The organism is Rhodocytophaga aerolata, assembly GCF_030503435.1.
Classification (GTDB): Bacteria; Bacteroidota; Bacteroidia; order Cytophagales; family 172606-1; genus Rhodocytophaga; species Rhodocytophaga aerolata.
The window spans coordinates 265,564-290,232 of the sequence record NZ_JAUKPO010000008.1; the positions used below are offsets into that span (position 1 = coordinate 265,564).

Below are 24,669 nucleotides of genomic sequence, written 5' to 3' on the forward strand. Positions count from 1 at the left end.
AACTCAGCTATTTCTATTCTTTATTTTATACTTCATCTATCAAACCTTTGGCAATAGCCGGATGAATTAAGAGGAAATTTTGCTTGACCTCAATAGAAAATAGAATATATTTGGCTTTGTAAATCATCTAATACACATGACAAATAAAATAAAAGTGGGTGTAGCAGGCTTAGGTTTTATCGGACCTGCTCATATTGAAGCCCTCCGCCGTTTACCCGATGTAGAAGTGGTAGCCATTAACGACTTTAGTGACGACTATGCCAGATCAAAAGCCCAGAGCCTGGGTATTGAAAAATCGTATGGAGATTTTCAGGCCATGCTTGCTGATCCTGAAATACAATGTGTACACATTTGTACGCCTAACTTTTTGCACTACCCCATGGCTAAAAGTGCCTTGCAAGCCGGTAAACATGTAGTGTGTGAAAAGCCCCTTTCCAATACATCTGCTGAAGCAAAAGAACTGGTAGAACTGGCAGCCAAAACCGGGTTAGTAAATGCCGTACACTTCAACCTTCGGTATTATCCGCTGGTGCGGCATATGAAAGTAATGCGGGAAAAAGGCCAATTAGGCAAAGTTCATTCAGTTATTGGCACTTATCTGCAAGACTGGCTCTATTACGAAACAGATTATAACTGGCGGCTGGAGCCTGATAAATCAGGTGAATCCCGTGCGATTGCCGATATCGGTTCCCATTTGATGGATATTATTGAGTATATCTCCGGGTTGCATGTAACAGCTGTAATGGCTGATTTTGCTACGGTACACAAAAACAGAAAAAAGCCAACCAAACCAATTGAAACCTATTCTGGCAAACTATTGCAACCAGAAGATTACCAGGAAGTGCCGATCAATACGGAAGATTATGCTACAGTGATGCTCCGCTTTGATGATGGCAGCAAAGGAGTAGTAACGGTAAGCCAGGTTTCTGCCGGACGTAAAAACCGCCTGGATCTGGAAATTTCCGGTTCTAAAGAAACCTATCACTGGTGCTCTGAGTCACCCAACAATCTGTGGGTGGGTAAACGTGATACGGCCAATCAAATGCTGATGCGTGATCCTTCTTTAGTAGACCGTGAGGCTGCCGGACTGATTACTTTCCCTGGTGGCCACAATGAAGGTTTCCCAGATACATCTAAGCAGTTGTTTAAAGAAGTATATAAAGCTGTACGTGAAGGCAAACAACCTGCTAACCCCACTTATCCAACCTTTGCTGATGGTTTACGCGAACTAATTTTGTGTGAGAAAATCATTGAAAGTAACCGGAAACAAGCCTGGGTACAAGTATAAGTTCATCAAAATAAAAGAAGATTAATAACAAAAAACCTGTTAGACTATTTAATCTAACAGGTTTTTTGTTATTCCTCCGAAACATCTTTTACGTTGTCATCCGGAACACGGTCTATTAACTTATTATACGGATCTATGCCTGCTCTTACCGGCTTGCCTTTAACCGTAAACTCCAGCGTATGTTCTCCGGGGGCTAACCAGTGCTTTTTCAGATAAAGCGGTTTCTTAACGGTCATACCTTGCTTATTTTTCCCATCTTCGGTAAAAATACCTATATCTATATACTCTTTGTATTTTCCCTGTGCCATTTCATTGCCTGTGCCATCGTAATAGATTTTTTTGGTATCTACCGTCAGTTTTACTTTATATTCATCATCTTTTACTTTCTGGTAAGTAGCCTCTTTTATACGGTTTTCATACAAACAAATATTTTCCCATCCGTCTACCACAAAGTATTGCAGGGAATCTGGCGTAGCATTCATCAGATAAGGCAGAAATTCTCCTGTAGTAGCAAATGGTGCCTTCTGACGGAAAGCTGCTTTTTCCAGAAAAGCTTTTAACCCTTTATTTACCGCATCTTCTCCAATATAATCGGCCAGGGCATACATTATGAGTGAACCTTTCTGATACCAGACATAGGCCCGCTGATCGTTTTGCATGAGGGTTTCTTCAAACTTGCGTTCGCTTGCCCGGCCGGATAGGTAACGGTCCAAAGCATATTTTAGAAACTTCTGCATGGCATCTTCCCCATACTCTTTTTTCAGCACCATTAAAGCAGAATATTCGGCCATAGTTTCGGAAAGTTGATTGGCTCCCCGGGTATTGGAAGGCGTTACCTGGTGGCCCCACCATTGATGGGCTACTTCGTGGGCAGTTACATAAAAACCATAGTCTGTTTTATCCGGATCGCTAAAGTCGCCTACCCAGGCAAAGCTCTCAGAATAGGGTACAGTATTGGGAAAAGACTGTGCAAATCCGGCATACCTGGGAAACTCCAGAATACGCATTTGCTTGTATTGATAAGGGGTAAAGTTGGTATTAAAGTAATCCATGCTTGCTTTTACCGAACCAATAAACCGGTCGATATTATAGGTATGGGTAGGATGATGGAATATTTCGATATTTACTGTTTTTCCATCCTGCCCTTTCCACTGGTCTTTGGCTACAGCATACCGGGCAGACACTACGGTAAAGAACATATCCATCTCCCCTTCCATTTTATACTGGTAATACTTCCGGCCATTATCCTCCCAGCTTTTCTGCAAATAGCCAGGAGACACAGCTATCTGATCGGGTGTGGTGCTGACCACTGCTTCATAGGTAATATAATCGGCATCGTCGTTAAATAGCAGGTTTCCCAAACCCCAGGGATCGTCTTGCGCTGGCTGGGTGTATTTCTTCTCTGGTAAGTTCCGCTTTTTTCGTTCCTTATCACTGGTTAGTTCTCCTTGGCTAGAATAGCCGAAAGCAGGAATTCCACCAGTGTAAAAGGTACCATTCTCTACTACTTGCCTGTTAATACCACTATTGGTGAATCCGCGGTAAGCCAGTTCTGTCTGTGTTTCCATGGTCACTGTATCGCCGGGCTGTAGCGTCTGCGGCAATTTATACCACAGAAATCCTGTATGGGTACGGTCTGCATCTGTATTTATGCCTTCTGTGGGTAGCAATGAAGCATCCTGAAAAAAGGGCTCCAGAGCCGTACCATTAATTTTCAGATATCTGATGGGTGCATTGCTATTGATATACAACGTATCAATGGGTTTATCCCATTTATTGGTTATTAGGCAAATGGCCCGCATAGAAGCCCGGAAGTCATTGGGATACAGATCGGCATATAGTTTTACATCTGTGATTTTGGGTTGTAATGCCCGTTCCAGGTGACTATACTTCTTCTCTAATTCCGCCTGGGCATTCCTATTTTCTTCTGCTGTTCTATAATTATTGACTATACTGGTATTATAATAAATATACGACCCTGTGCCTATCCATAAGAGTGTCACTGTAAGTAGGCTGGCTAAGACTGGTGTATTTATCCGATGCCGGGCTAGTTTTAATCTATTTTGCCAGTCACCTTCTGTTCCTCTTACCCATAGTAAGTTACCGATCATAAGCAGCAGTACACCGAGCAGCAACCAGTATACATTAAACCAAGCCAGTGGCTTTAGAAAGTGGCCAAAGCCATTCATGTCAGATATGCGGTAGCCGGGGGTATAGCTATAGAAGAATAGGTTGTAATCGTATTCGGCAAAACTTCGCAGCGAGAACATAATAACCCATATACCAATGGAAACTACGTGTCCCGGAAACTTATTATTCACCAGAATATGCACAAAGAAAGTCAACATGGTCAGTTGCAGGTACTCTGGCAGTTCTATGAGATACAAGTCGGTAAAATACTTACCAAATTCAAAAGTATAATAGCCTTTAATTACCTGATTTAATACACCACAGATCAGCGGCATATGTACTAACATCAGACATATATATACCAGAGCAAGAAATTTACTGCCATACATGAGCCAGTTGGGTACCGGCAGGGTATCAGAAATCTGGTTAAAACGTACGGAACGGTCGCGGTGCACGACTTCGCCTGTGTAAAAAATCAGCAGGATGTAAATAAAAATAATATAATTAAAGTCTTTTACCTCCAGCATGTAGTAGGTGGTGGGGAAAGAAGGTGTACCATACTGCGGAAAACCAAACCATCCATCCAGGAAAAGAAACAATAAACCTCCCAGCAGAATGCCCAGAAAATAGATATCGGTAACAACATTGGTAAACTCCAGCTTTGCCAGGCGGAACATTTCACGGAAATATCCGGAAGCAGAAAAACTTTGCACTGCCACAGGAATATGCACATGTGTTTTAGAGATACCTAAGTCCAGTTCTATAGTTTTCTTTTTGCCCAGTTTTACATCCAGAAAGCTCTGAAAGTTAAACCGGAACACGGTATAGGCAAACACCACAGCCGCCATACTCATCCATATAATCCGGTTCCATAACGTATTTCCTTCTAAGGCTGCCAGGGAAGTATTTTGCTCTACCACTGTCCAGTAACGGGTAGCATTTTGAAACGTGTTCAGGCCGAATGTATCTATCAGATCTGCCAGGTTACGCTTTTCAATATCCGAGGTTAACGCATTGGCTACCAAGTAAGCTACAAAAAACAAGATGCTTCCAGTATAGGCTACCACAATTTTTCTGGTGAGGGTAACCAGGCAAAAAAACAACGTACCTGTAAAAAAGATATTAGGCAGCAGAAATAGTATAATGCCGTTTGCATACGCAGAGAAATTGACCGGGCCGAAGCGGCTGGTTTCTTCAAACCCGAATAAAGGTCCCATAATACCTCCAAGCAATAGACCTAAGGTGCCTGCTAAAAATACCAGAAATAACACCACAAAAGAACCGGCATAACGGCCAAGCAAATACCCTTTTTCTGTGATAGGATAACTGAGAAAATAACTTCTGGTATCGTGTTCTATGTCACGGTATACCGGTACCCCCATAATAGCTGAACAGATAAGCACCCCGAAAATGGACATGATAATCAGGGCTTGCTGTATTACAAACGCGGAGTTGATGTAGGCTTTCTCACTTCCTGGGGTCCATCCGTTAATGATGCTGATAAAAAAATACAGGAATAAGATCAATGCATACAGGTACGTTGCCGGGCGGCGGGCACGGTATTTTAATTCAAACAGAAAAATATCTTTGAACATGGCTAGACTAGTTAGTGGAACAGGCTGTTTACACAGCTACAGCATCGGCATTTCCGGTGATTTTGGTAAAATACACATCTTCCAAATCAGCATCTACCGGTTCAAAGGTGGAGTCAGGCAGGTCATCACTGTACACATGAATATTAGTAAGGCCAGCTTTCAAATGTGTAGAAATTACCTGATACTCTTTCTGGTATAAGGGCAGTTCTTCCTTATTAACCACCCGCTTCCATATTTTGCCTTGAACACTCGCGACCAGGGTATTCGGATTTCCTTGCGCCACTACTTCTCCCATGCAAATAATAGCCATACTCGAACAAAGATTGGTAACATCTTCCACAATATGCGTAGACAAGATAACAATGGTATTCAACCCAATCTCGCTGAGTAAGTTATGAAAACGATTCCTCTCTGCAGGGTCAAGGCCGGCGGTAGGCTCATCTACAATAATCAGTTTGGGATTGCCAATAAGGGCTTGGGCGATGCCGAACCGTTGCTTCATACCCCCGGAAAAAGTGCCCAGATTTTTTTTGCGGAATTGATATAGATTTACTTTTTGCAGCAATGCTTCTACCACTTCTTTTCGTTCGTTGCTGTTGCGGATGCCTTTTAGGGTAGCAATATGATCCAGCATAGTTTCCGCGGAAATTTTAGGATACACTCCAAATTCCTGGGGTAAGTAACCTAGTATTTTCCGCACATCCTCTTTTTGTCGTAATACGTCTATAGTATTCAGCCGGATGCTTCCGCTGTCGGCTTCTTGTAAGGTGGCAATGGTCCGCATGAGTGAAGATTTACCGGCACCGTTAGGGCCAAGTAAGCCAAACATACCTCTGGGTATAGTCAGGCTGACGTTTTTCAAAGCCTGTACCCCATTCGAGTACGTCTTCGAAAGGTTCGAGATAACAAGTTCATTCATAAAAAATTTATATGGTTAAATAAGTAAGTGCACTGTAACGGATTAGCATCGGCCAGACAATAAATAGCTGCCTTGATACATGTTAAAAAATCTATTGGGTATAGGTAAATAGCTGGAGATAAGTTAAATATAGAAAATGTATTTAGCTGTTCCAATAGTATGCATAAAGTTTTTTGTAGGTAGCTGCCGGATCATGCATATGATTTTCTCAGGCAATTTACCGGCATAGCTTGTCTGAATCCGGCGATTCTTCAACAATCCCTGAATATTTCATAAATAAGAGCTGCAATATTTCCATTTTAGCAAGAAGTGTATTTATTTAACACAATTTTTGTACACAAACCTAATATCTGTACAGCTGTAACCGAACATGGAATATATTACCTCCGTATTAGCCCCTTTACACCCGGCCGTACAAGCGTTAATTGCCACCTTATTTACCTGGGGAGTAACTGCGCTTGGAGCTGCTTTAGTGTTTTTTTTCAAAAAGTTTAACCAGAAAGCTTTGGATTGTATGCTGGGCTTTGCGGCAGGCGTAATGATTGCTGCCAGTTTCTGGTCTCTTCTGGCTCCGGCTATTGAAATGAGTGAACAAAATGGGAGCAGCCTGCCTTCCTGGGCTCCAGCCTTAATCGGTTTTATGACCGGAGGCTTATTTTTGTTTCTAATTGATAAGCTTCTGCCGCACCTGCATCCGGGTTTTGATATTCAAAAATCGGAAGGGCCCAAAACCGGTTTCCGCCGGAGCATATTATTAGTGCTGGCTATTGTGCTGCACAACATACCAGAAGGCTTAGCTGTAGGAGTAGCTTTTGGTGCGGTAAGCCATGATTTACCTTCTGCTTCGCTGGGTAGCGCTATTGCATTAGCCATAGGTATTGGGTTGCAGAATTTTCCGGAAGGCACGGCTGTTTCGGTGCCCTTGCGCCGAGAAGGCATGAAAAGATCCAAAGCTTTTTTTTACGGGCAAATGTCCGGTATTGTCGAACCTATTGCAGGAGTTATTGGCGCCTTGCTGGTTATTCATATGCAGGCTATTCTGCCTTATGCTTTGTCTTTTGCCGCTGGTGCCATGATATTTGTAGTAGTAGAAGAATTAATTCCAGAGTCTCAGCTAGCCGACAATACGGACTGGACCACTCTGGCTACCTTGCTTGGTTTTGGTGTGATGATGACTCTGGATGTAGCCTTGGGATAAACACTTCCATTCAGCAGGAAAATTGACATCCACGTAGGTTTTATAAACCATTAATCCTTATGGCTGGCAAACGTAAAGCACCAGATGATAAAATTCTGTTGATATTGGATATAGATGAAACCCTGATTTATGCTACTGAAAAGCCACTATCCAGGCCGTCTGATTTTCAAGCATTGGGCTATTATATTTACAAACGGCCTTACCTGGAAGAATTCCTGCGGGGCTGTAATCAACATTTTACACTGGCTATTTGGTCTTCTGCTTCTGATGACTATGTAGAAGCTATTATAAAACAGATAGTTCCACCAGATGTTCCTCTGGCTTTTATCTGGGGACGAAGCCGGTGTACCTTCTGCGCTGCTACATATATATTTGATACTGACCATTATGTAGATTATTTTAACCATTATAACTATATAAAAGTACTAAAGAAGGTTACGAAGCTGGGGTATTCACTTGAACGTGTATTGATTGTGGATGATACTCCTTCCAAAGCAAAAAGAAACTATGGAAATGTGATTTATCCAGCAGAATACAATGGTGAGGTAGCAGACCAGGAACTACCGCTTTTGTTAACCTACCTGCATAGCCTGAAAGACACACAGAATGTCCGGATACTGGAAAAAAGAAACTGGAAAGCCAAAGTATCTCTCATGCAAAAAGCTGATTTGTAGCAATATAACTTGCCAGGCTTGTTTGTAAATGGGAATTATAGTAACAGGCAATTCTACCAGTTTTGTCCAATTAGTCAAACAAAAAATACCTGCACCCGTTGTTCTAGAGATAGAAACCTCTCTGTATTATGACAAATCTGACCCCTAAAACATTTGATGCCATTATTATCGGAGCCGGGCAGGCAGGCAAACCTCTGGCCCTGGCATTAGCCGGAAAAGGCCGGAAAACAGCCATTATTGAACGGAACTATCTGGGTGGCACCTGCATCAATTACGGCTGTACGCCTACCAAAACCTTAATCGCTTCTGCCCACATGGCTTATCAGGCCCGCCGCTCCAGTGAATATGGCGTGCATACGGGAGAGATAAAAGTGAATATGAAGGAAGTAAAAAAACGGAAAGACAAAATAGTAGAACAATTCCGCAAGAGTGTGCAGGATAGCCTGGATAAAGCAGAAAACATAACCCTTATCCGGGGCGAGGCCAGCTTCACTAGCAGCAAGGTGCTCGAAATAAAATTAACAGATGGCGGAAGCCAGCAAATACAGGCAGAAAACATATTTATAGATTGTGGCAGCTCTCCAATGATTCCAGCCATAGAGGGTTTATCCGATGTTCAGTACTTAACTTCTGCGTCCATAATGGAACTGGAAGAACTACCCGAACACCTGTTAATTCTGGGAGGTGGCTATATTGGCCTTGAATTCGGGCAGATGTTTAGGCGTTTTGGTAGCCAAGTGAGTATTCTGGAACATGGCTCCCAGCTACTAAGCCGCGAAGACCCAGATATTGCCAGAGAATTAGCCGCTATTTTGCAGCAGGAAGAAATTCATTTGTTTTTTAATACAGAAGTTACTAAAGTTGCCAGAAGTTCCTCTGGAGGTATAGAACTCACACTTAGGGAAGATGGAAAAACTCGAACAGTACAAGGGTCTCATCTTTTAATTGCGGTAGGTACTACGCCCAATACGAAAGCTTTGAACCTGGATGCAGCCGGAGTAAAGACCTCTGACAAGGGATATATTGTGGTAAATGAGCGTCTGGAAACTAATCAGGCCGGAATTTATGCATTGGGTGATATCAAAGGAGGGCCAGAATTTACGCATATTTCCTACGATGATTACCGCATTGTTGAGAAGAATCTGTTAGAAAAAGGAAATGCTACCACAAGGGATCGTATGGTACCTTATACCGTATTCACGGACCCTCAGCTTGGCAGAATAGGATTAAGTGAAAAGGAAGCTCATAAGCAGGGCTATACGATTAAGACGGCTAAATTTCCTATGAAATATGTTGCCAGAGCTATTGAAACCGGACATATGCAGGGTATAATGAAAGCCATAATAGATGCAGAAACCAGCCAGATCTTGGGAGCCGCCATACTGGGCATAGAAGCGGGAGAAATTATGTCGATGATCCAGATAGCCATGATGGGCAAACTGCCTTATCCCAAACTAAGAGATGCGGTCCTTGCACATCCAACCTTGGCAGAATCGTTAAATTCACTTTTTAGTAAAGTAGAATAAATATAGATTTAGTTCAGTCATATAACTCATCCTTATTGTGAAGACCACTGTATTTCAAGGAATACTCCTGCTTTTACTAGTAATTACGGTTGTTTCCTGTACGCCGTCAGAGAGTGCTGCTAGCCTTACAACAGGCCAATGGCGTGGCGTACTTACCTTACCGGAGCAAGCGTTGCCCTTTACTTTTGAAGTGGAAAAGAAGGCTGAAGGCAGTTTCCGGATGTATCTGATCAATGCAGGAGAACGCCTGGAACTAGACAGTATACTTATCAAAGGCGATTCAATTTATATACCCATGCATATTTTTGATGCACAAATCGCCGGAAAGTTTACTGATACTACCATACAAGGTGCCTGGATAAAAAACTATGCCCAAAACTACCATATCCCCTTCCGGGCAGCCCATGGCCAGGAGTACCGTTTTGAAACAAATGATAAACAGCCTGCCGCCAACATTACCGGAAAATATGCTATCCGTTTTGCCGACCGGCCAGATTCTTTAATATCCATTGGCGTGTTTGAGCAGCAAGGTGCTAAACTCACCGGAACTGTACTTACCCGCACAGGCGATTACCGTTATCTGGATGGTGTAGTAGCTGGCCATGAAATGAAATTATCAACCTTTGATGGAGAACATGCTTATGTGCTTACAGCTACGATACAAGGAGATAGCCTAGTGAATGGAAAGTTCTGGTCTGGCAAAGCCAAAGGCCGTAGTTGGTCTGCTAGGAAAGATGCAAATGCCGCCTTACCTGACCCTAGTAGTCTTACTTTCTTAAAAGATGGCCATTCTACTATTGATTTTAGCTTTCCGGGATCTGATGAAGACACTATCCGGTTAAGTGATGCTAAATACCAGGGTAAAGTGGTTATTTTACAGCTATTCGGTACCTGGTGCCCTAATTGTATGGATGAAACCAGATTTCTGGCACCCTGGTATGAGAAGAACAAAGACCGGGGCGTAGAAATTATTGGCCTGGCGTATGAAAAAAAACCTGAGTTAGAGTATGCCCGAAAACGGGTACAACAGATGAAACAAAGGCTGAATGTCGGCTATGACTTTGCTATTGCCGGCACTTCCGATACTGAATCAGCGTCTAAATCTTTGCCTATGCTCAACCAGGTAATATCTTTTCCAACTACCATCTTTATAGATAAAACCGGCAAAGTCCGCAAGATACATACCGGATTTAGCGGACCAGGAACAGGTAATTATTATGAGGCTTTTGTAGAAGAATTCAATTTGTTTATGGATAAACTACTGTCGGAGGAAAGCAAAGCCATGTAACAAGCTACTTTAGGGAAAGCCGTTGAAACACTTACCCATTGGGTAAAAGGAAACTTGCCTTATTTTGACCGTTCATCCATTTTTCCTTATCCTTCATCTTGTAATTTATTTTATTCATCTAAAAATCAGTACTATCCGGGTAACGATTCAGTATTTACTACGTAGTTAATTTGATACACCCATAATAAATTTAACTTAATGAAGCATATTCCCCAACTAGAAAAGGAGTTACCAGGTGTACTTGCCGGCAAATATCTGTTCCTGGAATCGAAAATTCAGGCTGAGCAACGTGTAGTAGCTGCTTTGAATCATTTTGCCAATGCTATTCAGCATAAGACGCGCAAACAACTGGTAGACATTAAGTTAAAAATACTAGATGAGAGTACGTCCAATAAAGATATTACGGTATTTATTGCCTTTATGCTCAATATTGTAGATATACAATTAAAAAAAACAGCCCCTTAATAAAAGAGGCTGCTTTATACAATAAGTTATAATCGTATTATTGCTTTCTGAGCAGTTCCAATAATTTCCGGTCCAGTTTGTGACCATGCCAGTCTTCATAGCTTACATCTGCTCTTCCAGAATCCAGAACACCAAAATCTCCCTGGAATTCCCACAAGGCAAACCCGATTCCGTTGGACGACAAAATATCCAGTACATCCGTAAACCAGGCTAAAAACACATCGTGTGGCGTTTTGTTCCAGCAGCCACATTCGCCGCAATGTACCCCTACTCCCTTGTTCACTAATTCAATCCAGGGCTTATAGAATTCCTCCAGCATCTGGCGGCTTAGGTATTTATCTCCAACCTGCCCTGGCCACTTGGGCTCCGGCAAGTTCTCCGGATCTTTATTAGCCCACGGAGCTTTGTAATGAGATATAATTCCCGGATGATACCCCCGGCAGCTTTGGGCAATATTCAGGTCTGTAATCTCCGGAATTACTTTGGTACCTACGTCATTCCCATCGGCAATTACCAGGTGGTTTTTATTTTCTTTGCGGATACTTTCGGATGCGGCCTTGGCTACTTTCCGGTATACATCGCCGGGCACTGTGCTGCGTTTGGAGTGCTGATCGTTCATATCTTCCCGCATACTGGGCTCATTCACCAGATCGAAACTTATTTTTTTAGAAGACACATTCTTATACCGCTTCGCCCACATATTCCAGTGAAAACAGAATGCATCCAACGCTGCCTGGTCGGTCCATAAGTTATAAGGCTCATAAAATCCGGCATTCACACAATATCCTGGGGCGCGGTGAAGGTTCAGGCTTACATGCAGGTTATGCTTATGTGCGGTAGACACTAGTTGATCAATTTTGTCTACGGCTTGCTCATCTATGCGATATACTTCGTCGGGCGTAATATTTTTGCTATGGTCTATTTTCAAATAATGTGGATAGGCCATAGGTAAACGCACAAAATTAAAACCCCAGTCAGCTATCCATTTCAGATGTTCCTCGGTAGTGCCTTTGCGGGATTTTGCCGGGTCTGGTGAGAAAAAATCCAGAAGGTTAAATCCCTTCCATTGAGGTAATTTATTTTTAGGTTTAGGCTGGATAGACCTTAAAAAATCGGGAGTTGCTAAGCCTAACCCAAGGCTGGCTATGCTTGCACTTTTTACAAAATCTCTGCGGTTTATTTTTTGCTCTTCACTCATGCTGAAAATATCTAATGCGTATAGGTTAAGCATTGAAGATATTAGTTTTTACGCAAATACAGCAATAAACTATAAGTAAAGTTATATTTGAACTCAATAAAGGCATTAACTGAACTTTCGAATGAGATATACAATCAAAGAAATGAGCACACTTAATAGGATGCTACTGGCTAAAGGAAAGTAAAATGTAAAATTTTCTTTCTTGACCATAATATCTCCCGGAAGCTTACCTAAAAAAGGGATTTTTGGAGAGAAAACAAAAAATAATCCGGCGATGAGCAAAACAATGCCCGCTACAATAAGCATCTTACCTATTCCTTGCATAATTACGTAAAGAGAGAATGGTTTTTAAACTAACAAAAACCAGATTGTTTTTATTTCTTTTGTTGCATAAAACTATTTGTAGATGAACATAAAAAAAGGACAACTTTATCTAATTCCGACAGTACTGGCCCCTGGCACTAATGGTCAGGTGCTTACCTCCCAAATCAGAGAAGTGATTACTCAAACAGATCATTTTTTTGTGGAGAATATACGCACAGCCAGGCGTTTTATTGGTGAGTTGCAAACAGGAAAGGTAATTGATGATATCCAATTTTATGAGCTTAACAAAGATACCGTACTCAATGACATCCGGAAACACTTTAGTTTATTGAAGGAAGGCAAAAATGTAGGCGTTATTTCTGAAGCCGGATGCCCGGGAATAGCCGACCCTGGAGCCCTTGCCGTAAAACTGGCTCATGAGCAGGGCATCCGGGTTATTCCTTTAGTGGGTCCTTCTTCCATTCTTCTGGCATTAATGGCTTCCGGTTTCAGCGGACAATCTTTTGTGTTTCATGGGTACCTGCCCATTGATAAAGGAGAAAGAGCCAGAACAGTCCGGCAGATGGAAAAAGAGGCGTTGCAAAAAAACCAGACACAAATTTTTATGGAAACCCCTTTCCGGAACAACCAGCTGCTGGAAGATTTACTAACCCATTGTCAGCCTGGCACCTTGCTCTGCATTGCCTCAAACATAACCGCACCTGATGAGTTTATCCGGACTATGACAGCCAAGGAATGGAAAGAAAACAAACCGGATTTACACAAAAAACCAACTATTTTCCTGTTATACAAGTAGGCTAGCCAAATTACACTATTTACTATGATTCAGATCCAGACATTCACTTTTAATCCTTTCCAGGAAAATACTTACGTGCTGTTTGATGAAACCCGCGAGTGTGTCATTATTGACCCCGGTTGTTACGAGAAACAAGAGAAACAGGAGTTAACAGATTTTATTCAATCCAACCAACTACACGTAAAATACCTGCTGAATACCCATTGTCACATAGACCATGTACTGGGCAATGCTTTTGTAAAGCATACATATAAAGTTGACCTCTACATTCACCAGGCAGATGAACCAGTACTTAGGGCTGTAGAAAGTTATGCTTCTTCTTATGGTTTTGCCCAATACGAGCCTACCCTGCCCGATCATTTTCTGGAAGAAGGTGACAGGGTAAAATTTGGCAACTCTTCGTTAGCAGTCTTGTTTGTACCTGGTCATGCGCCGGGGCATATTGCTTTTTATCGTGCAGAAGAGAAATTTTGTATCGGCGGAGATGTTTTATTCCAAGGGAGTATTGGCCGCACCGATTTACCTGGAGGAAACTTTCATACCCTTATCAAGAGCATCCAAACCAAGTTATTTCCATTAGGTGATGATGTTACCGTCTATCCGGGACACGGCGATCCTACTACGATTGGTGTAGAAAAAAAGTACAATCCTTTTTTAACCTAAAAAGAGACATTTAATACGGCTCTTTTTAGGTTATTCTATTAATCATCATCGTCATCACGATGGTGGTGTTTATGTCCTTTGCCATGCTTATGTTTATGCTTGTCTTTATGTTTATGATGATCACAATGCTCATGATGGTGATGGCAATCGTGGTGATGGTGGTGATCTTCGTATACTTCTACTCGCCGCCGCACATTTCCTCGGGTATCTATTTCTACATCCAGGGAACCATTACCATTTCTAACTCTGATCCGGAAGGCTATGCCCTGGCCAAATAGCTCCATCCGGGTAGCCTGGCTTACCTGATACCCCGGAAAATTTTGGGATACTGAACGGCTAACCGCCTGCGGAATCTCATTTTCAGAAGCTGGGCTTTCAATAACCAGCCATTGGCCGGCATTTGAATATACTACCTTTTTAACTACGCCTTTATCCTGAAACCGGCCTTCGTAGGTATTGTTGTCTGCTGTGCTCCATGCCACCTGCCGGATGTGCGTGAATTTGCTACTGAACTGCATAGCTACCTGCTCTGGTATGGGCTTATTTGATTTTTGTGCCACACTTATGGTACAGCTAAACGTAGCAAATAAGAGTATTCCTAGTGTTTTTCGCATGTCAATCTCCTTAGTTTATTGCAATTATTTATAGGTATTTGGGTAGATACAAATGCAATACCACTCTCTAAATATCCCAAAAACAGGGGTAACTGGGAGCGTAATATTTCCCTGGAAAATATCCTATATGAGCTTGTCTTCCAGGTGCGGTTAACTGACAAAAAGGCAAACCCCATAGGGAATACTGGCCACTTATGCCTATATTTGCAGACTTCATTTTCAAACTCATAATCGATCTTAACCATGATCATTGGTGTTCCAAAAGAAATAAAAAACAACGAAAACCGGGTAGCGTTAACACCTGCCGGGGCAGCTGAAATAAGAAAACACGGACATACCTTGTATGTACAAACCAATGCCGGAGTAGGCAGCGGTTTTTCAGATGAAGATTACAGAACTGCAGGAGCTACCATTCTACCAACCATAGAAGAAGTATACGGGATTGCAGAAATGATCATCAAGGTAAAGGAACCGATTGCCCAGGAATACAACCTGATAAAGGAAAATCAGTTAGTATTCACCTACTTCCACTTTGCCTCTTCCGAAGAACTAACACATGCCATGATCGCCAGAAAAGCAGTATGTCTGGCCTATGAAACGGTAGAAAAAGCCGACAGAAGTTTGCCTTTGTTGGTGCCTATGTCGGAAGTAGCCGGCCGGATGGCTATTCAGGAAGGAGCCCATTATTTGGAGAAACCCCTGAAGGGAAGAGGAATTTTATTAGGCGGTGTACCTGGCGTACCTCCTGCACGCGTACTTATTTTGGGAGGCGGTATTGTGGGCACACAAGCAGCCAAGATGGCGGCCGGTTTAGGGGCACATGTTACTATTATGGATGTGAGCCTGCCACGCCTGCGCTATTTGGATGATATTATGCCTGCTAATGTGGATACCATGATGTCCAATGAATATAATATTCGCGACCGTATTAAAGTTTCTGACTTAATTATTGGAGCTGTTTTAATTCCTGGAGCTAAGGCTCCACACCTGGTTACCAGAGATATGCTGAAAATGATGCGTCCCGGCACTGTGTTGGTTGATGTAGCCGTAGACCAGGGAGGCTGTATTGAAACTTGTAAACCTACCACCCACGAAAACCCTACGTTTATTATTGATGATGTGGTGCACTACTGTGTGGCTAATATGCCAGGTGCCGTACCGTATACCTCTACTCTGGCTTTAACCAATGCCACCCTGCCCTACGCTATTCAGTTAGCTAACAAAGGATGGCAGAAAGCTTGCCGGGAAAACATAGAATTACAGCTTGGCTTAAATGTGGTAAAAGGAGAGGTTGTGTACAAAGGTGTATCTGAAGCCTGGAACCTGCCATACACAGAGGTAACGGATGTTCTACAGACTGCTACCGTTTAAATACTCAAAATATCTAGTACAAAAGCGTAAGGCAACAGTCTTACGCTTTTTGCTTATTATACCCTAGCATTTCTAGTAGATGCTTCTAAAAGAAATACATAAGCTATAGCTATAAATAAAATACTTTATCAGAGAGATAGCTGAAAAAGCAATGTTTTCTATATTGGTGTTAAATAGCTAAACCTAAACTTATTATTACATTATGGCAAAGCAAACGGCAATTGTTACCGGTGCAGCCGGCAATCTTGGTCAGGCAGTTGTGCAGAACTTTTTGAATCATGGATTAACCGTAGCAGGTACTGTTTTAGCACATGAACACGACAGGGTAAATAATTTTGACAATACTCCGGATTTCCAGAAGTACGAAGTAGATGTAACCAATGAAGATGCGGCAAAGCAATTGGTTAGCCAGGTCATACAGAAAAACGGCACTATTGATGTGGCTGCCCTACTGGTAGGTGGTTTTGCAATGGGTAATCTACAGCAGACCCGGGGAGAACACTTGAGAAAACTATTCTCACTGAATTTCGAATCTGCCTTTTATTTAGCCAGAGAAATATTTGCGCAAATGGCTACTCAAGCAACTGGCGGACATATCTTCCTGGTAGGAGCCCGCCCTGCGCTTATGCCGGAAGCAGGTAAAGATATGATGGCCTATGCCCTCTCCAAATCACTCATTTTTGAGTTTGCTAAAATGCTGAATGCCGAAGGCAAGAAGAAAAATATAGTTACTTCAGTAATCGTACCCAGCATTTTAGATACGCCACAAAACCGCTCAGCCATGCCAAATGCCAACTTTACTGACTGGGTAAAACCGGAAGAAGTAGCAGAAATTATGTACTTTACCCTTTCAGAAAAGGCTAAAGTATTGCGGGAACCAATTATTAAAGTTTATGGAAATGCATAAATAAAGGAATAAAAAAAGCCCTCAATGGAGGGCTTTTCATTATTGTGTGGTTTGTTTTAACCAATTTGAATTCTCTTAAAAGATGAAACGGTTAACCCTTTGTGAATGCTATCCAGCATCTGGGCTACAGTTTTCGAATTATCTTTCACAAATTCCTGATTTAACAGCGTGCTGTCTTTATAGAATTTATTTAGCTTACCCATGGCTATTTTCTCCAGCATAGCTTCTGGTTTGCCTTCTGCACGGGCTTGCTCCTTACCAATTTCAATTTCCCGCTGCACGGTTGCTGCATCTACTTCATCTTTATCTACGGCTACCGGGCGCATAGCTGCAATTTGCATCGCTACATCTTTACCGGCTTCTGTTACGTCAGCACCACCAGTATTTTTTAGTGCCACCAGTACGCCTAATTTACCATTTGAGTGAACATAAGGCACTATTTTCTCGCCCTCTACTTTCTCATAGGATACAATCTCTATTTTCTCACCAATTTTACCAATCAGGTCAGTCAGGTGTTCGGCTACCGGGCGGCCATCTACATGCAGGGCCAATACTTCGCCGGCTGTGTCCATATCATTTTTTACAGCAGCCTCTAATACAGTGTTTCCTAATCTTTGGAACTCTTCGTTTTTGGCAACAAAATCAGTTTCACAACCCAGGGCTAATAAGGTAGCTTTTGTGCCAGCATCGTTTACTTTTATAAATACGGCACCTTCAGAAGTTTGTCTGTCAGAACGGGCGGCAGATACTTTTTGTCCTTTTTTTCGTAGAATATCGATGGCAGCTTCAAAATCACCATTTGCTTCGGCTAATGCTTTTTTGCAATCCATCATTCCCGCGCCGGTCATTTGTCTTAGTTTGTTTACGTCTTGTGCTGTAATAGCCATTATCGGTAAAGTTTTGGTTTATAATTTAGTTTGATCTGATCGTTGGTTAAAAAAAATTGAACACTGAATTATTAAGCTCAATGTTCAATTTGTTCCCTGCAAAGCAGGTATAGAAATATCCAGAGTAAATCCGGATTATGCGTTATCTTCAGCGTCTGTTGCTTCTGCTTCTGTTTCGTCAGTTTCTGCAGCTACGGCCGCAGGAGCTTGTTTTCTGCTGGCATTATCCACCTGACGTTTGGTTTCTTCTTCCTCTTGCAGCTTCTGATCGTCTTTGTCTTTCTTTCTTTCCTGCAAACCTTCTTCAATAGCTCTGCCAATAGCCTGGGTAATGATAGCTATAGACTTGTATGCATCATCATTGGCCGGAATTGGGAAATCTACTACTTCAGGGTTAGAGTTTGTATCTACAATAGCAAACACTGGTATACCTAATTTGTGAGCTTCTGCAATAGCGATGTGTTCTCTCTTCACATCAATTATAAATAAAGCAGCCGGCAAACGGGTTAGATCAGCTATTCCTCCTAATATTTTTTGTAACTTTTCTTTCTCACGGGTTACCATCAGTCTCTCCCGCTTTGCCATGTTGGTGAAAGTATCTTCTTTCATCATCTTCTCAATAGAAGACATTTTTTTCAGAGACTTACGAACCGTAGCAAAGTTAGTCAGCATACCACCCAACCATCTTTCAGTTACATAGGGCATTTTCAGCCTTTTTGCTTCATCGGCTACTACTTCTTGTGCTTGCTTCTTGGTAGCTACAAACATTACTTTTCTGCCGGAGCGTACAATTTGCTTGATAGCGTTAGAAGCTTCTTCGAGAAGAGATAAGGTTTTATTTAAATCAATAATGTGAATGCCATTCTTCTCCATGAAAATGTATGGAGCGATCCGTGGGTCCCACTTTCTGGTAAGGTGACCAAAGTGCACACCTGCATCCAGAAGATCCTTGTACTGTAGTTGAGCCATTTTTTGTTTGTTAAATTGTTAATGTAAAATAAAGAACCTGCTCATACGCAGGTAAGCCTTGCATCGGTCTCTGCAAGCAAAGCTTTTTTAATGATGACTGAGTAATGATGAATGAACAAGAAGTACGCTACTCTCCATGCACCATTCACTCTGCTGTTAACGTTTGCTGAACTGGAATCTTCTGCGGGCTTTTCTTCTGCCGTATTTCTTACGTTCTACCATTCTAGGATCTCTTGTTAAGAATCCTTCTTTTTTCAAGGCAGGACGGTATTCGGCATTTACTCCGCAGAGAGCTCTTGCAATTGCCATTCTCAACGCTTCTGCCTGACCGGTAGTACCGCCACCAGCTACATTAGCATTGATATCAAAAGATCCTAAGGCCTGTACCGTGTTGAACGGCTGGTTAATGATCGTTTGCAGAATTTCTGATGCAAAATACTCTTTGTAATTCCGGTGGTTAACTGTAATATCTCCCTTACCTGGAGTGAGATATACTCTGGCAACCGATGTTTTTCTTCTACCTATTGTATTGACAACTTCCATATGTTTGTTGTTAGCCTCAGCACTTAGCTTAAAGCTGCGTGAAATTTATAGTAAGCTTGATTGTTTTCGTTAAAACGGAGCCAGTTTACAATTTTACTTCTTTTGGTTGCTGAGCAGCATGTGGATGTTCAGCACCGTTGTAAACATATAAATTGTGAAATAACTTTCTGCCTAATCTGTTTTTAGGAAGCATCCCTCTTACAGCCATTTCAACAATCTTGCTGGCTGACTTTTCTCTGATCTGGCGGGGAGTAGTAGCCCGCTGCCCACCTGGGTGGCCAGTATGAGAAAGATACACCTTATCAGTCCATTTCTTACCTGTCAGGCGGATTTTGTCAGCATTGATGACGATCACATTGTCGCCACAGTCTACGTGAGGCGTGTAGCTTGCTTTGTTTTTGCCTTTAATGATTTTGGCAACTTCACTAGCCAGGCGGCCTAACACAGCAGATTCGGCATTCACTACTATCCATCCTTTTTCTACCGTAGCACTGTTGGCTGAAATGGTTTTGTAACTTAAAGTATCCATTGGATATTTTTTTGTCTATCTAGTTTATATAATAATTCTTAGTCTCTGTTAAAGGCTTAGAAATCTTGTTTTTGCCGCAAAAAATCTAATCTAACAAAACGGAGTGCAAATGTAGGAGCATTTCGGCGGAATTGCAAATGAGCCGCAGATTTATTTTTGGAAATCATCCCTCCCTGTACTTCCTGAAACAGAGGAAATTAATGGCTGATAACCAATGATGAATGATTATTCAATCTGCAATTCTCATTCATTCTTATTAAGAACCCAAATGAATTAAGGCATCGCCGGCATTGACTACCGGCATATTGTTAAGCCCAATTACATAGCCATCGTTTGGGCTTTTCATTATCATTTTAGTCTTGCCGTAGGGATCGGTAATGTTAGCCAGAGGCTGATTTTTGCGGACAGTAGTCCCATATTCTACAAAACAATTAAAAATACCCGATATTTTTGCCCGCAGCCAGGTGGTCTGTTGCAGCACCACGGAAACCTGAGGCCGCTCCCGGTAATTTTTCATTTCCAGGTATTGCATCAACCGGCGGATACCTGCTTTTCCCTGGTTTATTGAGAATTCATCTAAGCGAAGGGATTCACCCCCTTCGTAGACTAATATGGTTTTTCCAATTTTTGAAGCTTCTTTGCGAAATGATTTATCAATTAAATTGGAGTTAACCATATAAGGCGCACCAAATGCAGAAGCCAACTCACGGTTCATGGCATTGCTCAGCACACATCGGATCTGGGGATAATTGGTAATACGTGAACCGCCTGTATGAAAATCTACGCCAAAATCTACCAGAGGCACCACTTCGTTCATGAGAATATAGGCTAAGCGGTTAGCTAAAGACCCATTTGCAGAGCCTGGAAAAGAACGGTTTAAGTCTTTGCCATCGGGTAAATTACGTGAGTTGTATATAAAGCCATACACATTTACTAATGGAATGGCAATAACCATCCCTTTATCTGGCATGAGGGCATCTTCAACAATTAAGCGGCGTATTACTTCTATGCCATTAATTTCGTCGCCATGCAGGCCGGCGGTGAGTAATAACACAGGGCCATCTTCTTTGCCTCTGAAAGCATATACCGGCAAGTCTATAATGGTATGAGAAGGAAGCTGGGAAATTACAATATTAACTTCAGTAACTTTTCCTCTGGCTAATTTTATGCCGTTAATGTCAACTTCTGCCATTCAAAAGTGGGTAGCTATTCATTTGATCTTGGAAAGATGATACTTTATTTTAATATTATTTCCACAGAAACTATATAAATATTACACTTTTTTATGTTGCAGGCTTACTACAATCAAAGCAATTAGCTCACTACGTTCTTCGCAGCCTGCTTACCTACATTACCAATTGTGAACCCAGGCTACTGAGCATTACCAGCCACGCTTGCATGAACATCAGAGCTTTGAAAGCCAGCTTCCGTTACTAAATCTCTTACTTCCTGTTCGGAAATATCTTCATTACAGCTTACCTCCATTACGTGTAATGGCTCTTGTGTAGCAACTTTAAACGAAATTATCCGGCGGTCTCTGTTAAAGACTTTGCTTAATTCCTGGAGGTTTTCGGTATTTTCAATGTTTGTATTAAATCGGAATATCTTCATGACATAAAGGGTTTATGAAGCAGTTGTTCTGCAACCAACCAGTGTACGTATTCCCCGCATAAGTGACTACATTTAGTCTAGGAATTTATTGGTATGCCAGCTGAATCTATTGAAAATAGGTTACTTCCCTATGTATGCAGGATGCAGGGAATCATAGCTTAAGATATGGTTTCTGTTGGTTTAAGAACAAAACCATATCTTACATCTGTTAAATACTCTGTATGCTGATGAAATAGAAAAAGGCCATAAATTGCACTACCATCAACAATAGCATTTACTTTCCCACTGTTACTACTATTATGCATATCCAGAAAAATATTTCGCTAAAGTCCTATAATACCTTTGGCATTGATGCTACGGCAGCTTATTTCATAGAGATCCGTACAGTAGCCGAACTGCAAGAACTACTTACGCATTCTATATATAAAGCAATGCCCAAACTGATTCTGGGTGGGGGTAGCAATTTGCTGTTTACACAAGATTTTGATGGATTGGTAATTAAAATAGCAATTGAGGGAATAGAAAAGATTAATGAAGATGCCCAGCATGTATATGTGCAGGCAGGGGCAGGCGTAGTATGGCATCAACTGGTATTGTATTGCATAGAACATGCGTATGCAGGTATTGAAAACCTTTCGCTAATTCCGGGTACGGTGGGTGCTGCGCCTATGCAGAACATTGGGGCCTATGGGGTAGAAATTAAAGAGATTTTCGACAGGCTGGAAGCTGTACATATAGATACAGGTAATATCCGTGTATTTACCAATGAAGAATGCCAGTTTGGCTACCGCGAAAGTATATTCAAAAAAGAATTGAAAGGCCAATATGTGATCACACGGGTTACATTCAGGCTAGGTAAAGTACCTGCTTTTAATACTTCCTATGGAGCTATTCAGGACACGTTGAAACAAATGAATGTAGAGAACTTAACATTGCGGTCTGTCAGTGATGCAGTCATTTATATCCGTCGAAGCAAACTGCCAGATCCAGCGGAAATAGGAAATGCCGGAAGCTTTTTCAAAAATCCGGAGATTCCAACCAAACAATACGAAAACTTAAAAATCCACTATCCACAAATGCCCGGCTATGTTACCTCGGATAAAACGGTGAAAGTACCTGCGGGATGGCTAATTGAACAAAGTGGCTGGAAAGGCAAACGCCTGGGCGATACAGGCGTACATAAAAACCAGGCACTTGTGCTGGTAAATTATGGAAACGCCAAAGGAAATGAGATAAAAGCCTTAGCTGAAGAAGTACAGAAATCGGTTCTGGCTAAGTTTGATATTCAATTACAGCCGGAAGTAAATTTTATCTAGCTACTTGCGTAAGCGTATTTATATGTATTTTTAAAGGCTACTCTCCGGTAGCCTTTTTCCGTATATACAAAAAATCTTATACTATCACCTATGTTTTATTCTAGAATTACCGGTGTGGGCCATTATGTACCCGAAAACATCGTTACCAATCAAGATCTGGAAAAGCGGATGGACACCAGTGATGCCTGGATTCAGGAAAGAACCGGCATAAAAGAACGGCGTTTTTTTACCCCAGGTACAGATACAGTAGCCAACATGGGTACGCGGGCCGCCCGGATGGCCATGCAACGGGCAAATGTACAAGCCAGCGATATAGATTTTATTGTTTTTGCCACTATTACGCCAGATTATTATTTTCCCGGAAGCGGTGTTTTGCTGCAACGGGAACTGGAGCTTACCTCAGTTGGTGCATTGGATATACGGAATCAATGCTCTGGATTTGTGTATGCGCTTTCAGTGGCCGATCAGTTTATAAAAACAGGCATGTATAAAACTATACTGGTGGTAGGCGCTGAAATACAATCCTCTATTATGGATATTAGCAATAAAGGGCGAACCATGGCCGTAATTTTTGGAGACGGGGCCGGGGCAGTTGTTTTACAGGCAACCGAAGATAAAGATCACCGGATTTTGTCTACCCATTTACATGCTGACGGTAAGTATGCCGAAGAACTGATTGTAAAAGATCCTGGCAGCAGCCGCGAAGGCCGGTGGATAACCAAGGAAATGGTAGAACAAGGCAGCACAGATCCCTATATGAATGGCAATGCAGTGTTTAAACATGCAGTTGTGCGCTTTCCGGAGGTCATTAAAGAAGCTCTGGATGCCAACGGCTATACCAAAGATAATATTGATCTGTTGATTCCACACCAGGCAAATTACCGGATTACTAATTATATCCGGGAGCAGCTTGGCTTACCGGAAGAAAAAGTTTACAGCAATATTCACAAATACGGAAATACTACCGCAGCTTCCATTCCTATTGCCTTAAGTGAAGCCTGGGAAGAAGGCAAATTACAGCCCGGATATCTTCTGTGTCTGGCAGCTTTTGGTAGTGGCTTTACCTGGGCATCGGCATTAATCCGGTGGTAAGAAAGAGATACGGCTAGCTTTATATCTGATACATTTTTTGACAAAACATCCCGTATTCTGAAAGGCTAATAAGCCTGGCACTTGTGTTTAATTACCGGCAATAGGAATGAAAAAGATATTTGAAACGGAAAGATTACTGGTTAGAGAACTGCAGGAAGAAGACTGGCTAAAAGTCTTTGAGATGAATACAAGTATAGAAGTAATGAGGCAGATAGGTGAAGGAAAGATTAAAACCGCAGAGGAAGAGCAAAGTAGTTTTAAAAGTATTCTCGCCAATTATCAAAAGGGAACAGGTTTGGGAGTTTGGGCAGTAGTGAGAAAAGGGGATAATACTTTCATTGGCGCAGCTAGTATGGCTCCTTTAGCAGATACCAATGAAATCCAATTAGGCTATCGGTTGAAAAAACAGTATTGGAAACAGGGGTATGGAACGGAAATAGCCAAAGGATTAGTCGATTATGGCTTTAACTATTTAAATCTGGACAAAGTTACCGCTACGACTAATTTGGATAATGATGCGTCCAGGCGAGTTCTTCAAAAAGCTGGATTAAGCTTTGAAAAGAAGGATGTATATAATAACTGGCCCATGAATTACTTTGTAATCCATAAAAAGAAAGAATAAAGCCGTTAACACTATGTTCACCGTTAGCCGGCTTTGCCTCACCGCAGGGCTTCATCACAACAAGAGCAGTTTACAGGAATGGTTGATCTATGTGCGACTCGTTTTCTTGAAAGATCGAAAGATCGGGGAAAGAAGCAGCGTAGT

24 protein-coding genes are annotated in these 24,669 nt (G+C 41.9%); 13 read left to right on the plus strand and 11 right to left on the minus strand.

Annotated elements, in window-relative coordinates; genetic code table 11:
- Positions 1 to 136: 136 nt before the first annotated feature.
- A complete protein-coding gene (locus Q0590_RS16375; RefSeq protein WP_302038650.1) occupies positions 137 to 1,288 on the plus strand; it encodes a Gfo/Idh/MocA family protein in 1,152 nt (383 codons plus the stop codon).
- Positions 1,289 to 1,356: 68 nt separating this feature from the next.
- Here Q0590_RS16375 and Q0590_RS16380 read toward each other — a convergent pair whose 3' ends face one another.
- The gene (locus tag Q0590_RS16380; protein ID WP_302038651.1) at positions 1,357 to 5,013 is read right to left on the minus strand and encodes an ABC transporter permease/M1 family aminopeptidase; all 3,657 of its coding nucleotides are present in this window, start codon (positions 5,011 to 5,013) and stop codon (positions 1,357 to 1,359) included.
- Between the two features lie 28 nt (positions 5,014 to 5,041).
- Positions 5,042 to 5,932 carry an ABC transporter ATP-binding protein gene (locus tag Q0590_RS16385; RefSeq protein ID WP_302038652.1) on the minus strand — a complete coding sequence of 297 codons (891 nt, stop codon included), beginning with the start codon at positions 5,930 to 5,932 and terminating at the stop codon, positions 5,042 to 5,044.
- A 370-nt stretch (positions 5,933 to 6,302) separates the two neighbouring features.
- Here Q0590_RS16385 and Q0590_RS16390 point away from each other — a divergent pair, with 370 nt between their 5' ends.
- From Q0590_RS16390 to Q0590_RS16410, 5 genes are all read left to right on the plus strand, one after another.
- Entirely contained in the window at positions 6,303 to 7,130 is an 828-nt protein-coding gene (locus tag Q0590_RS16390; protein WP_302038653.1) for a ZIP family metal transporter, read from the plus strand.
- 59 nt (positions 7,131 to 7,189) lie between these two features.
- Positions 7,190 to 7,804, plus strand: a complete 615-nt coding sequence (locus Q0590_RS16395; protein ID WP_302038654.1) for an HAD family hydrolase — start codon at positions 7,190 to 7,192, stop codon at positions 7,802 to 7,804.
- Between the two features lie 128 nt (positions 7,805 to 7,932).
- Complete coding sequence (locus tag Q0590_RS16400; RefSeq protein WP_302038655.1) at positions 7,933 to 9,330, plus strand: mercuric reductase; 1,398 nt, start codon at positions 7,933 to 7,935, stop codon at positions 9,328 to 9,330.
- A 37-nt stretch (positions 9,331 to 9,367) separates the two neighbouring features.
- Positions 9,368 to 10,618, plus strand: a complete 1,251-nt coding sequence (locus Q0590_RS16405) for a peroxiredoxin family protein (protein WP_302038656.1) — start codon at positions 9,368 to 9,370, stop codon at positions 10,616 to 10,618.
- A gap of 198 nt (positions 10,619 to 10,816) precedes the next feature.
- On the plus strand, positions 10,817 to 11,083 hold the full coding sequence (locus tag Q0590_RS16410) for a hypothetical protein (RefSeq protein ID WP_302038657.1): 267 nt from the start codon (positions 10,817 to 10,819) through the stop codon (positions 11,081 to 11,083).
- A gap of 37 nt (positions 11,084 to 11,120) precedes the next feature.
- Here Q0590_RS16410 and Q0590_RS16415 read toward each other — a convergent pair whose 3' ends face one another.
- The gene (locus Q0590_RS16415) at positions 11,121 to 12,314 is read right to left on the minus strand and encodes a glycoside hydrolase family 5 protein (protein ID WP_378410513.1); all 1,194 of its coding nucleotides are present in this window, start codon (positions 12,312 to 12,314) and stop codon (positions 11,121 to 11,123) included.
- 72 nt (positions 12,315 to 12,386) lie between these two features.
- Complete coding sequence (locus Q0590_RS16420; protein WP_366970448.1) at positions 12,387 to 12,605, minus strand: DUF2905 domain-containing protein; 219 nt, start codon at positions 12,603 to 12,605, stop codon at positions 12,387 to 12,389.
- An 82-nt stretch (positions 12,606 to 12,687) separates the two neighbouring features.
- Between Q0590_RS16420 and Q0590_RS16425 the strand changes: the two genes are divergently transcribed.
- The gene (locus Q0590_RS16425; protein WP_302038658.1) at positions 12,688 to 13,401 is read left to right on the plus strand and encodes an SAM-dependent methyltransferase; all 714 of its coding nucleotides are present in this window, start codon (positions 12,688 to 12,690) and stop codon (positions 13,399 to 13,401) included.
- Between the two features lie 24 nt (positions 13,402 to 13,425).
- A complete protein-coding gene (locus tag Q0590_RS16430; RefSeq protein WP_302038659.1) occupies positions 13,426 to 14,064 on the plus strand; it encodes an MBL fold metallo-hydrolase in 639 nt (212 codons plus the stop codon).
- A 38-nt stretch (positions 14,065 to 14,102) separates the two neighbouring features.
- On the opposite strand, the gene Q0590_RS16435 is transcribed toward Q0590_RS16430, so the two are convergent.
- A complete protein-coding gene (locus Q0590_RS16435) occupies positions 14,103 to 14,678 on the minus strand; it encodes a PepSY-like domain-containing protein (protein ID WP_302038660.1) in 576 nt (191 codons plus the stop codon).
- A 243-nt stretch (positions 14,679 to 14,921) separates the two neighbouring features.
- Here Q0590_RS16435 and ald point away from each other — a divergent pair, with 243 nt between their 5' ends.
- Both ald and Q0590_RS16445 read left to right on the plus strand, forming a co-directional pair.
- Positions 14,922 to 16,049 carry an alanine dehydrogenase gene (gene ald, locus Q0590_RS16440; protein WP_302038661.1) on the plus strand — a complete coding sequence of 376 codons (1,128 nt, stop codon included), beginning with the start codon at positions 14,922 to 14,924 and terminating at the stop codon, positions 16,047 to 16,049.
- Between the two features lie 202 nt (positions 16,050 to 16,251).
- Positions 16,252 to 16,956 carry an SDR family NAD(P)-dependent oxidoreductase gene (locus Q0590_RS16445; protein WP_302038662.1) on the plus strand — a complete coding sequence of 235 codons (705 nt, stop codon included), beginning with the start codon at positions 16,252 to 16,254 and terminating at the stop codon, positions 16,954 to 16,956.
- Positions 16,957 to 17,012: 56 nt separating this feature from the next.
- Here the strand turns inward: Q0590_RS16445 and tsf are convergent, their stop codons facing one another.
- The 6 genes from tsf to Q0590_RS16475 form a co-directional block, all read right to left on the minus strand.
- The gene (tsf, locus tag Q0590_RS16450) at positions 17,013 to 17,843 is read right to left on the minus strand and encodes a translation elongation factor Ts (RefSeq protein ID WP_302038663.1); all 831 of its coding nucleotides are present in this window, start codon (positions 17,841 to 17,843) and stop codon (positions 17,013 to 17,015) included.
- A gap of 135 nt (positions 17,844 to 17,978) precedes the next feature.
- Positions 17,979 to 18,812 (minus strand): 30S ribosomal protein S2, encoded by an 834-nt coding sequence (rpsB, locus tag Q0590_RS16455; protein WP_302038664.1) that lies wholly within the window; start codon positions 18,810 to 18,812, stop codon positions 17,979 to 17,981.
- Between the two features lie 156 nt (positions 18,813 to 18,968).
- Positions 18,969 to 19,355, minus strand: a complete 387-nt coding sequence (rpsI, locus tag Q0590_RS16460; protein ID WP_302038665.1) for a 30S ribosomal protein S9 — start codon at positions 19,353 to 19,355, stop codon at positions 18,969 to 18,971.
- Positions 19,356 to 19,440: 85 nt separating this feature from the next.
- The gene (rplM, locus tag Q0590_RS16465; RefSeq protein ID WP_302038666.1) at positions 19,441 to 19,884 is read right to left on the minus strand and encodes a 50S ribosomal protein L13; all 444 of its coding nucleotides are present in this window, start codon (positions 19,882 to 19,884) and stop codon (positions 19,441 to 19,443) included.
- Positions 19,885 to 20,140: 256 nt separating this feature from the next.
- Positions 20,141 to 21,076, minus strand: a complete 936-nt coding sequence (locus Q0590_RS16470) for a succinylglutamate desuccinylase/aspartoacylase family protein (protein WP_302038667.1) — start codon at positions 21,074 to 21,076, stop codon at positions 20,141 to 20,143.
- Positions 21,077 to 21,255: 179 nt separating this feature from the next.
- Complete coding sequence (locus Q0590_RS16475; RefSeq protein ID WP_302038668.1) at positions 21,256 to 21,495, minus strand: hypothetical protein; 240 nt, start codon at positions 21,493 to 21,495, stop codon at positions 21,256 to 21,258.
- Between the two features lie 296 nt (positions 21,496 to 21,791).
- Between Q0590_RS16475 and murB the strand changes: the two genes are divergently transcribed.
- The 3 genes from murB (at position 21,792) to Q0590_RS16490 (ending at position 24,525) form a co-directional block, all read left to right on the plus strand.
- The gene (gene murB, locus Q0590_RS16480) at positions 21,792 to 22,811 is read left to right on the plus strand and encodes a UDP-N-acetylmuramate dehydrogenase (RefSeq protein ID WP_302038676.1); all 1,020 of its coding nucleotides are present in this window, start codon (positions 21,792 to 21,794) and stop codon (positions 22,809 to 22,811) included.
- 90 nt (positions 22,812 to 22,901) lie between these two features.
- Positions 22,902 to 23,903: a 3-oxoacyl-ACP synthase III family protein gene (locus Q0590_RS16485; RefSeq protein WP_302038669.1), complete on the plus strand. Its 1,002-nt coding sequence runs from the start codon at positions 22,902 to 22,904 to the stop codon at positions 23,901 to 23,903.
- Positions 23,904 to 24,009: 106 nt separating this feature from the next.
- Positions 24,010 to 24,525 (plus strand): GNAT family N-acetyltransferase, encoded by a 516-nt coding sequence (locus tag Q0590_RS16490; RefSeq protein WP_302038670.1) that lies wholly within the window; start codon positions 24,010 to 24,012, stop codon positions 24,523 to 24,525.
- Positions 24,526 to 24,669 lie beyond the last annotated feature (144 nt).

What these genes read in the sequence shown, in the direction of transcription:
- Q0590_RS16375 (WP_302038650.1), top strand. Translation starts at nt 137, where the DNA reads ATGACAAATAAAATAAAAGTGGGTGTAGCAGGCTTAGGTTTTATCGGA.
- Q0590_RS16380 (WP_302038651.1), bottom strand. Translation starts at nt 5,013, where the DNA reads ATGTTCAAAGATATTTTTCTGTTTGAATTAAAATACCGTGCCCGCCGC.
- Q0590_RS16385 (WP_302038652.1), bottom strand. Translation starts at nt 5,932, where the DNA reads ATGAATGAACTTGTTATCTCGAACCTTTCGAAGACGTACTCGAATGGG.
- Q0590_RS16390 (WP_302038653.1), top strand. Translation starts at nt 6,303, where the DNA reads ATGGAATATATTACCTCCGTATTAGCCCCTTTACACCCGGCCGTACAA.
- Q0590_RS16395 (WP_302038654.1), top strand. Translation starts at nt 7,190, where the DNA reads ATGGCTGGCAAACGTAAAGCACCAGATGATAAAATTCTGTTGATATTG.
- Q0590_RS16400 (WP_302038655.1), top strand. Translation starts at nt 7,933, where the DNA reads ATGACAAATCTGACCCCTAAAACATTTGATGCCATTATTATCGGAGCC.
- Q0590_RS16410 (WP_302038657.1), top strand. Translation starts at nt 10,817, where the DNA reads ATGAAGCATATTCCCCAACTAGAAAAGGAGTTACCAGGTGTACTTGCC.
- Q0590_RS16415 (WP_378410513.1), bottom strand. Translation starts at nt 12,314, where the DNA reads ATGCTTAACCTATACGCATTAGATATTTTCAGCATGAGTGAAGAGCAA.
- Q0590_RS16420 (WP_366970448.1), bottom strand. Translation starts at nt 12,605, where the DNA reads ATGCAAGGAATAGGTAAGATGCTTATTGTAGCGGGCATTGTTTTGCTC.
- Q0590_RS16425 (WP_302038658.1), top strand. Translation starts at nt 12,688, where the DNA reads ATGAACATAAAAAAAGGACAACTTTATCTAATTCCGACAGTACTGGCC.
- Q0590_RS16430 (WP_302038659.1), top strand. Translation starts at nt 13,426, where the DNA reads ATGATTCAGATCCAGACATTCACTTTTAATCCTTTCCAGGAAAATACT.
- Q0590_RS16435 (WP_302038660.1), bottom strand. Translation starts at nt 14,678, where the DNA reads ATGCGAAAAACACTAGGAATACTCTTATTTGCTACGTTTAGCTGTACC.
- ald (WP_302038661.1), top strand. Translation starts at nt 14,922, where the DNA reads ATGATCATTGGTGTTCCAAAAGAAATAAAAAACAACGAAAACCGGGTA.
- Q0590_RS16445 (WP_302038662.1), top strand. Translation starts at nt 16,252, where the DNA reads ATGGCAAAGCAAACGGCAATTGTTACCGGTGCAGCCGGCAATCTTGGT.
- tsf (WP_302038663.1), bottom strand. Translation starts at nt 17,843, where the DNA reads ATGGCTATTACAGCACAAGACGTAAACAAACTAAGACAAATGACCGGC.
- rpsB (WP_302038664.1), bottom strand. Translation starts at nt 18,812, where the DNA reads ATGGCTCAACTACAGTACAAGGATCTTCTGGATGCAGGTGTGCACTTT.
- rpsI (WP_302038665.1), bottom strand. Translation starts at nt 19,355, where the DNA reads ATGGAAGTTGTCAATACAATAGGTAGAAGAAAAACATCGGTTGCCAGA.
- rplM (WP_302038666.1), bottom strand. Translation starts at nt 19,884, where the DNA reads ATGGATACTTTAAGTTACAAAACCATTTCAGCCAACAGTGCTACGGTA.
- Q0590_RS16470 (WP_302038667.1), bottom strand. Translation starts at nt 21,076, where the DNA reads ATGGCAGAAGTTGACATTAACGGCATAAAATTAGCCAGAGGAAAAGTT.
- Q0590_RS16475 (WP_302038668.1), bottom strand. Translation starts at nt 21,495, where the DNA reads ATGAAGATATTCCGATTTAATACAAACATTGAAAATACCGAAAACCTC.
- Q0590_RS16485 (WP_302038669.1), top strand. Translation starts at nt 22,902, where the DNA reads ATGTTTTATTCTAGAATTACCGGTGTGGGCCATTATGTACCCGAAAAC.
- Q0590_RS16490 (WP_302038670.1), top strand. Translation starts at nt 24,010, where the DNA reads ATGAAAAAGATATTTGAAACGGAAAGATTACTGGTTAGAGAACTGCAG.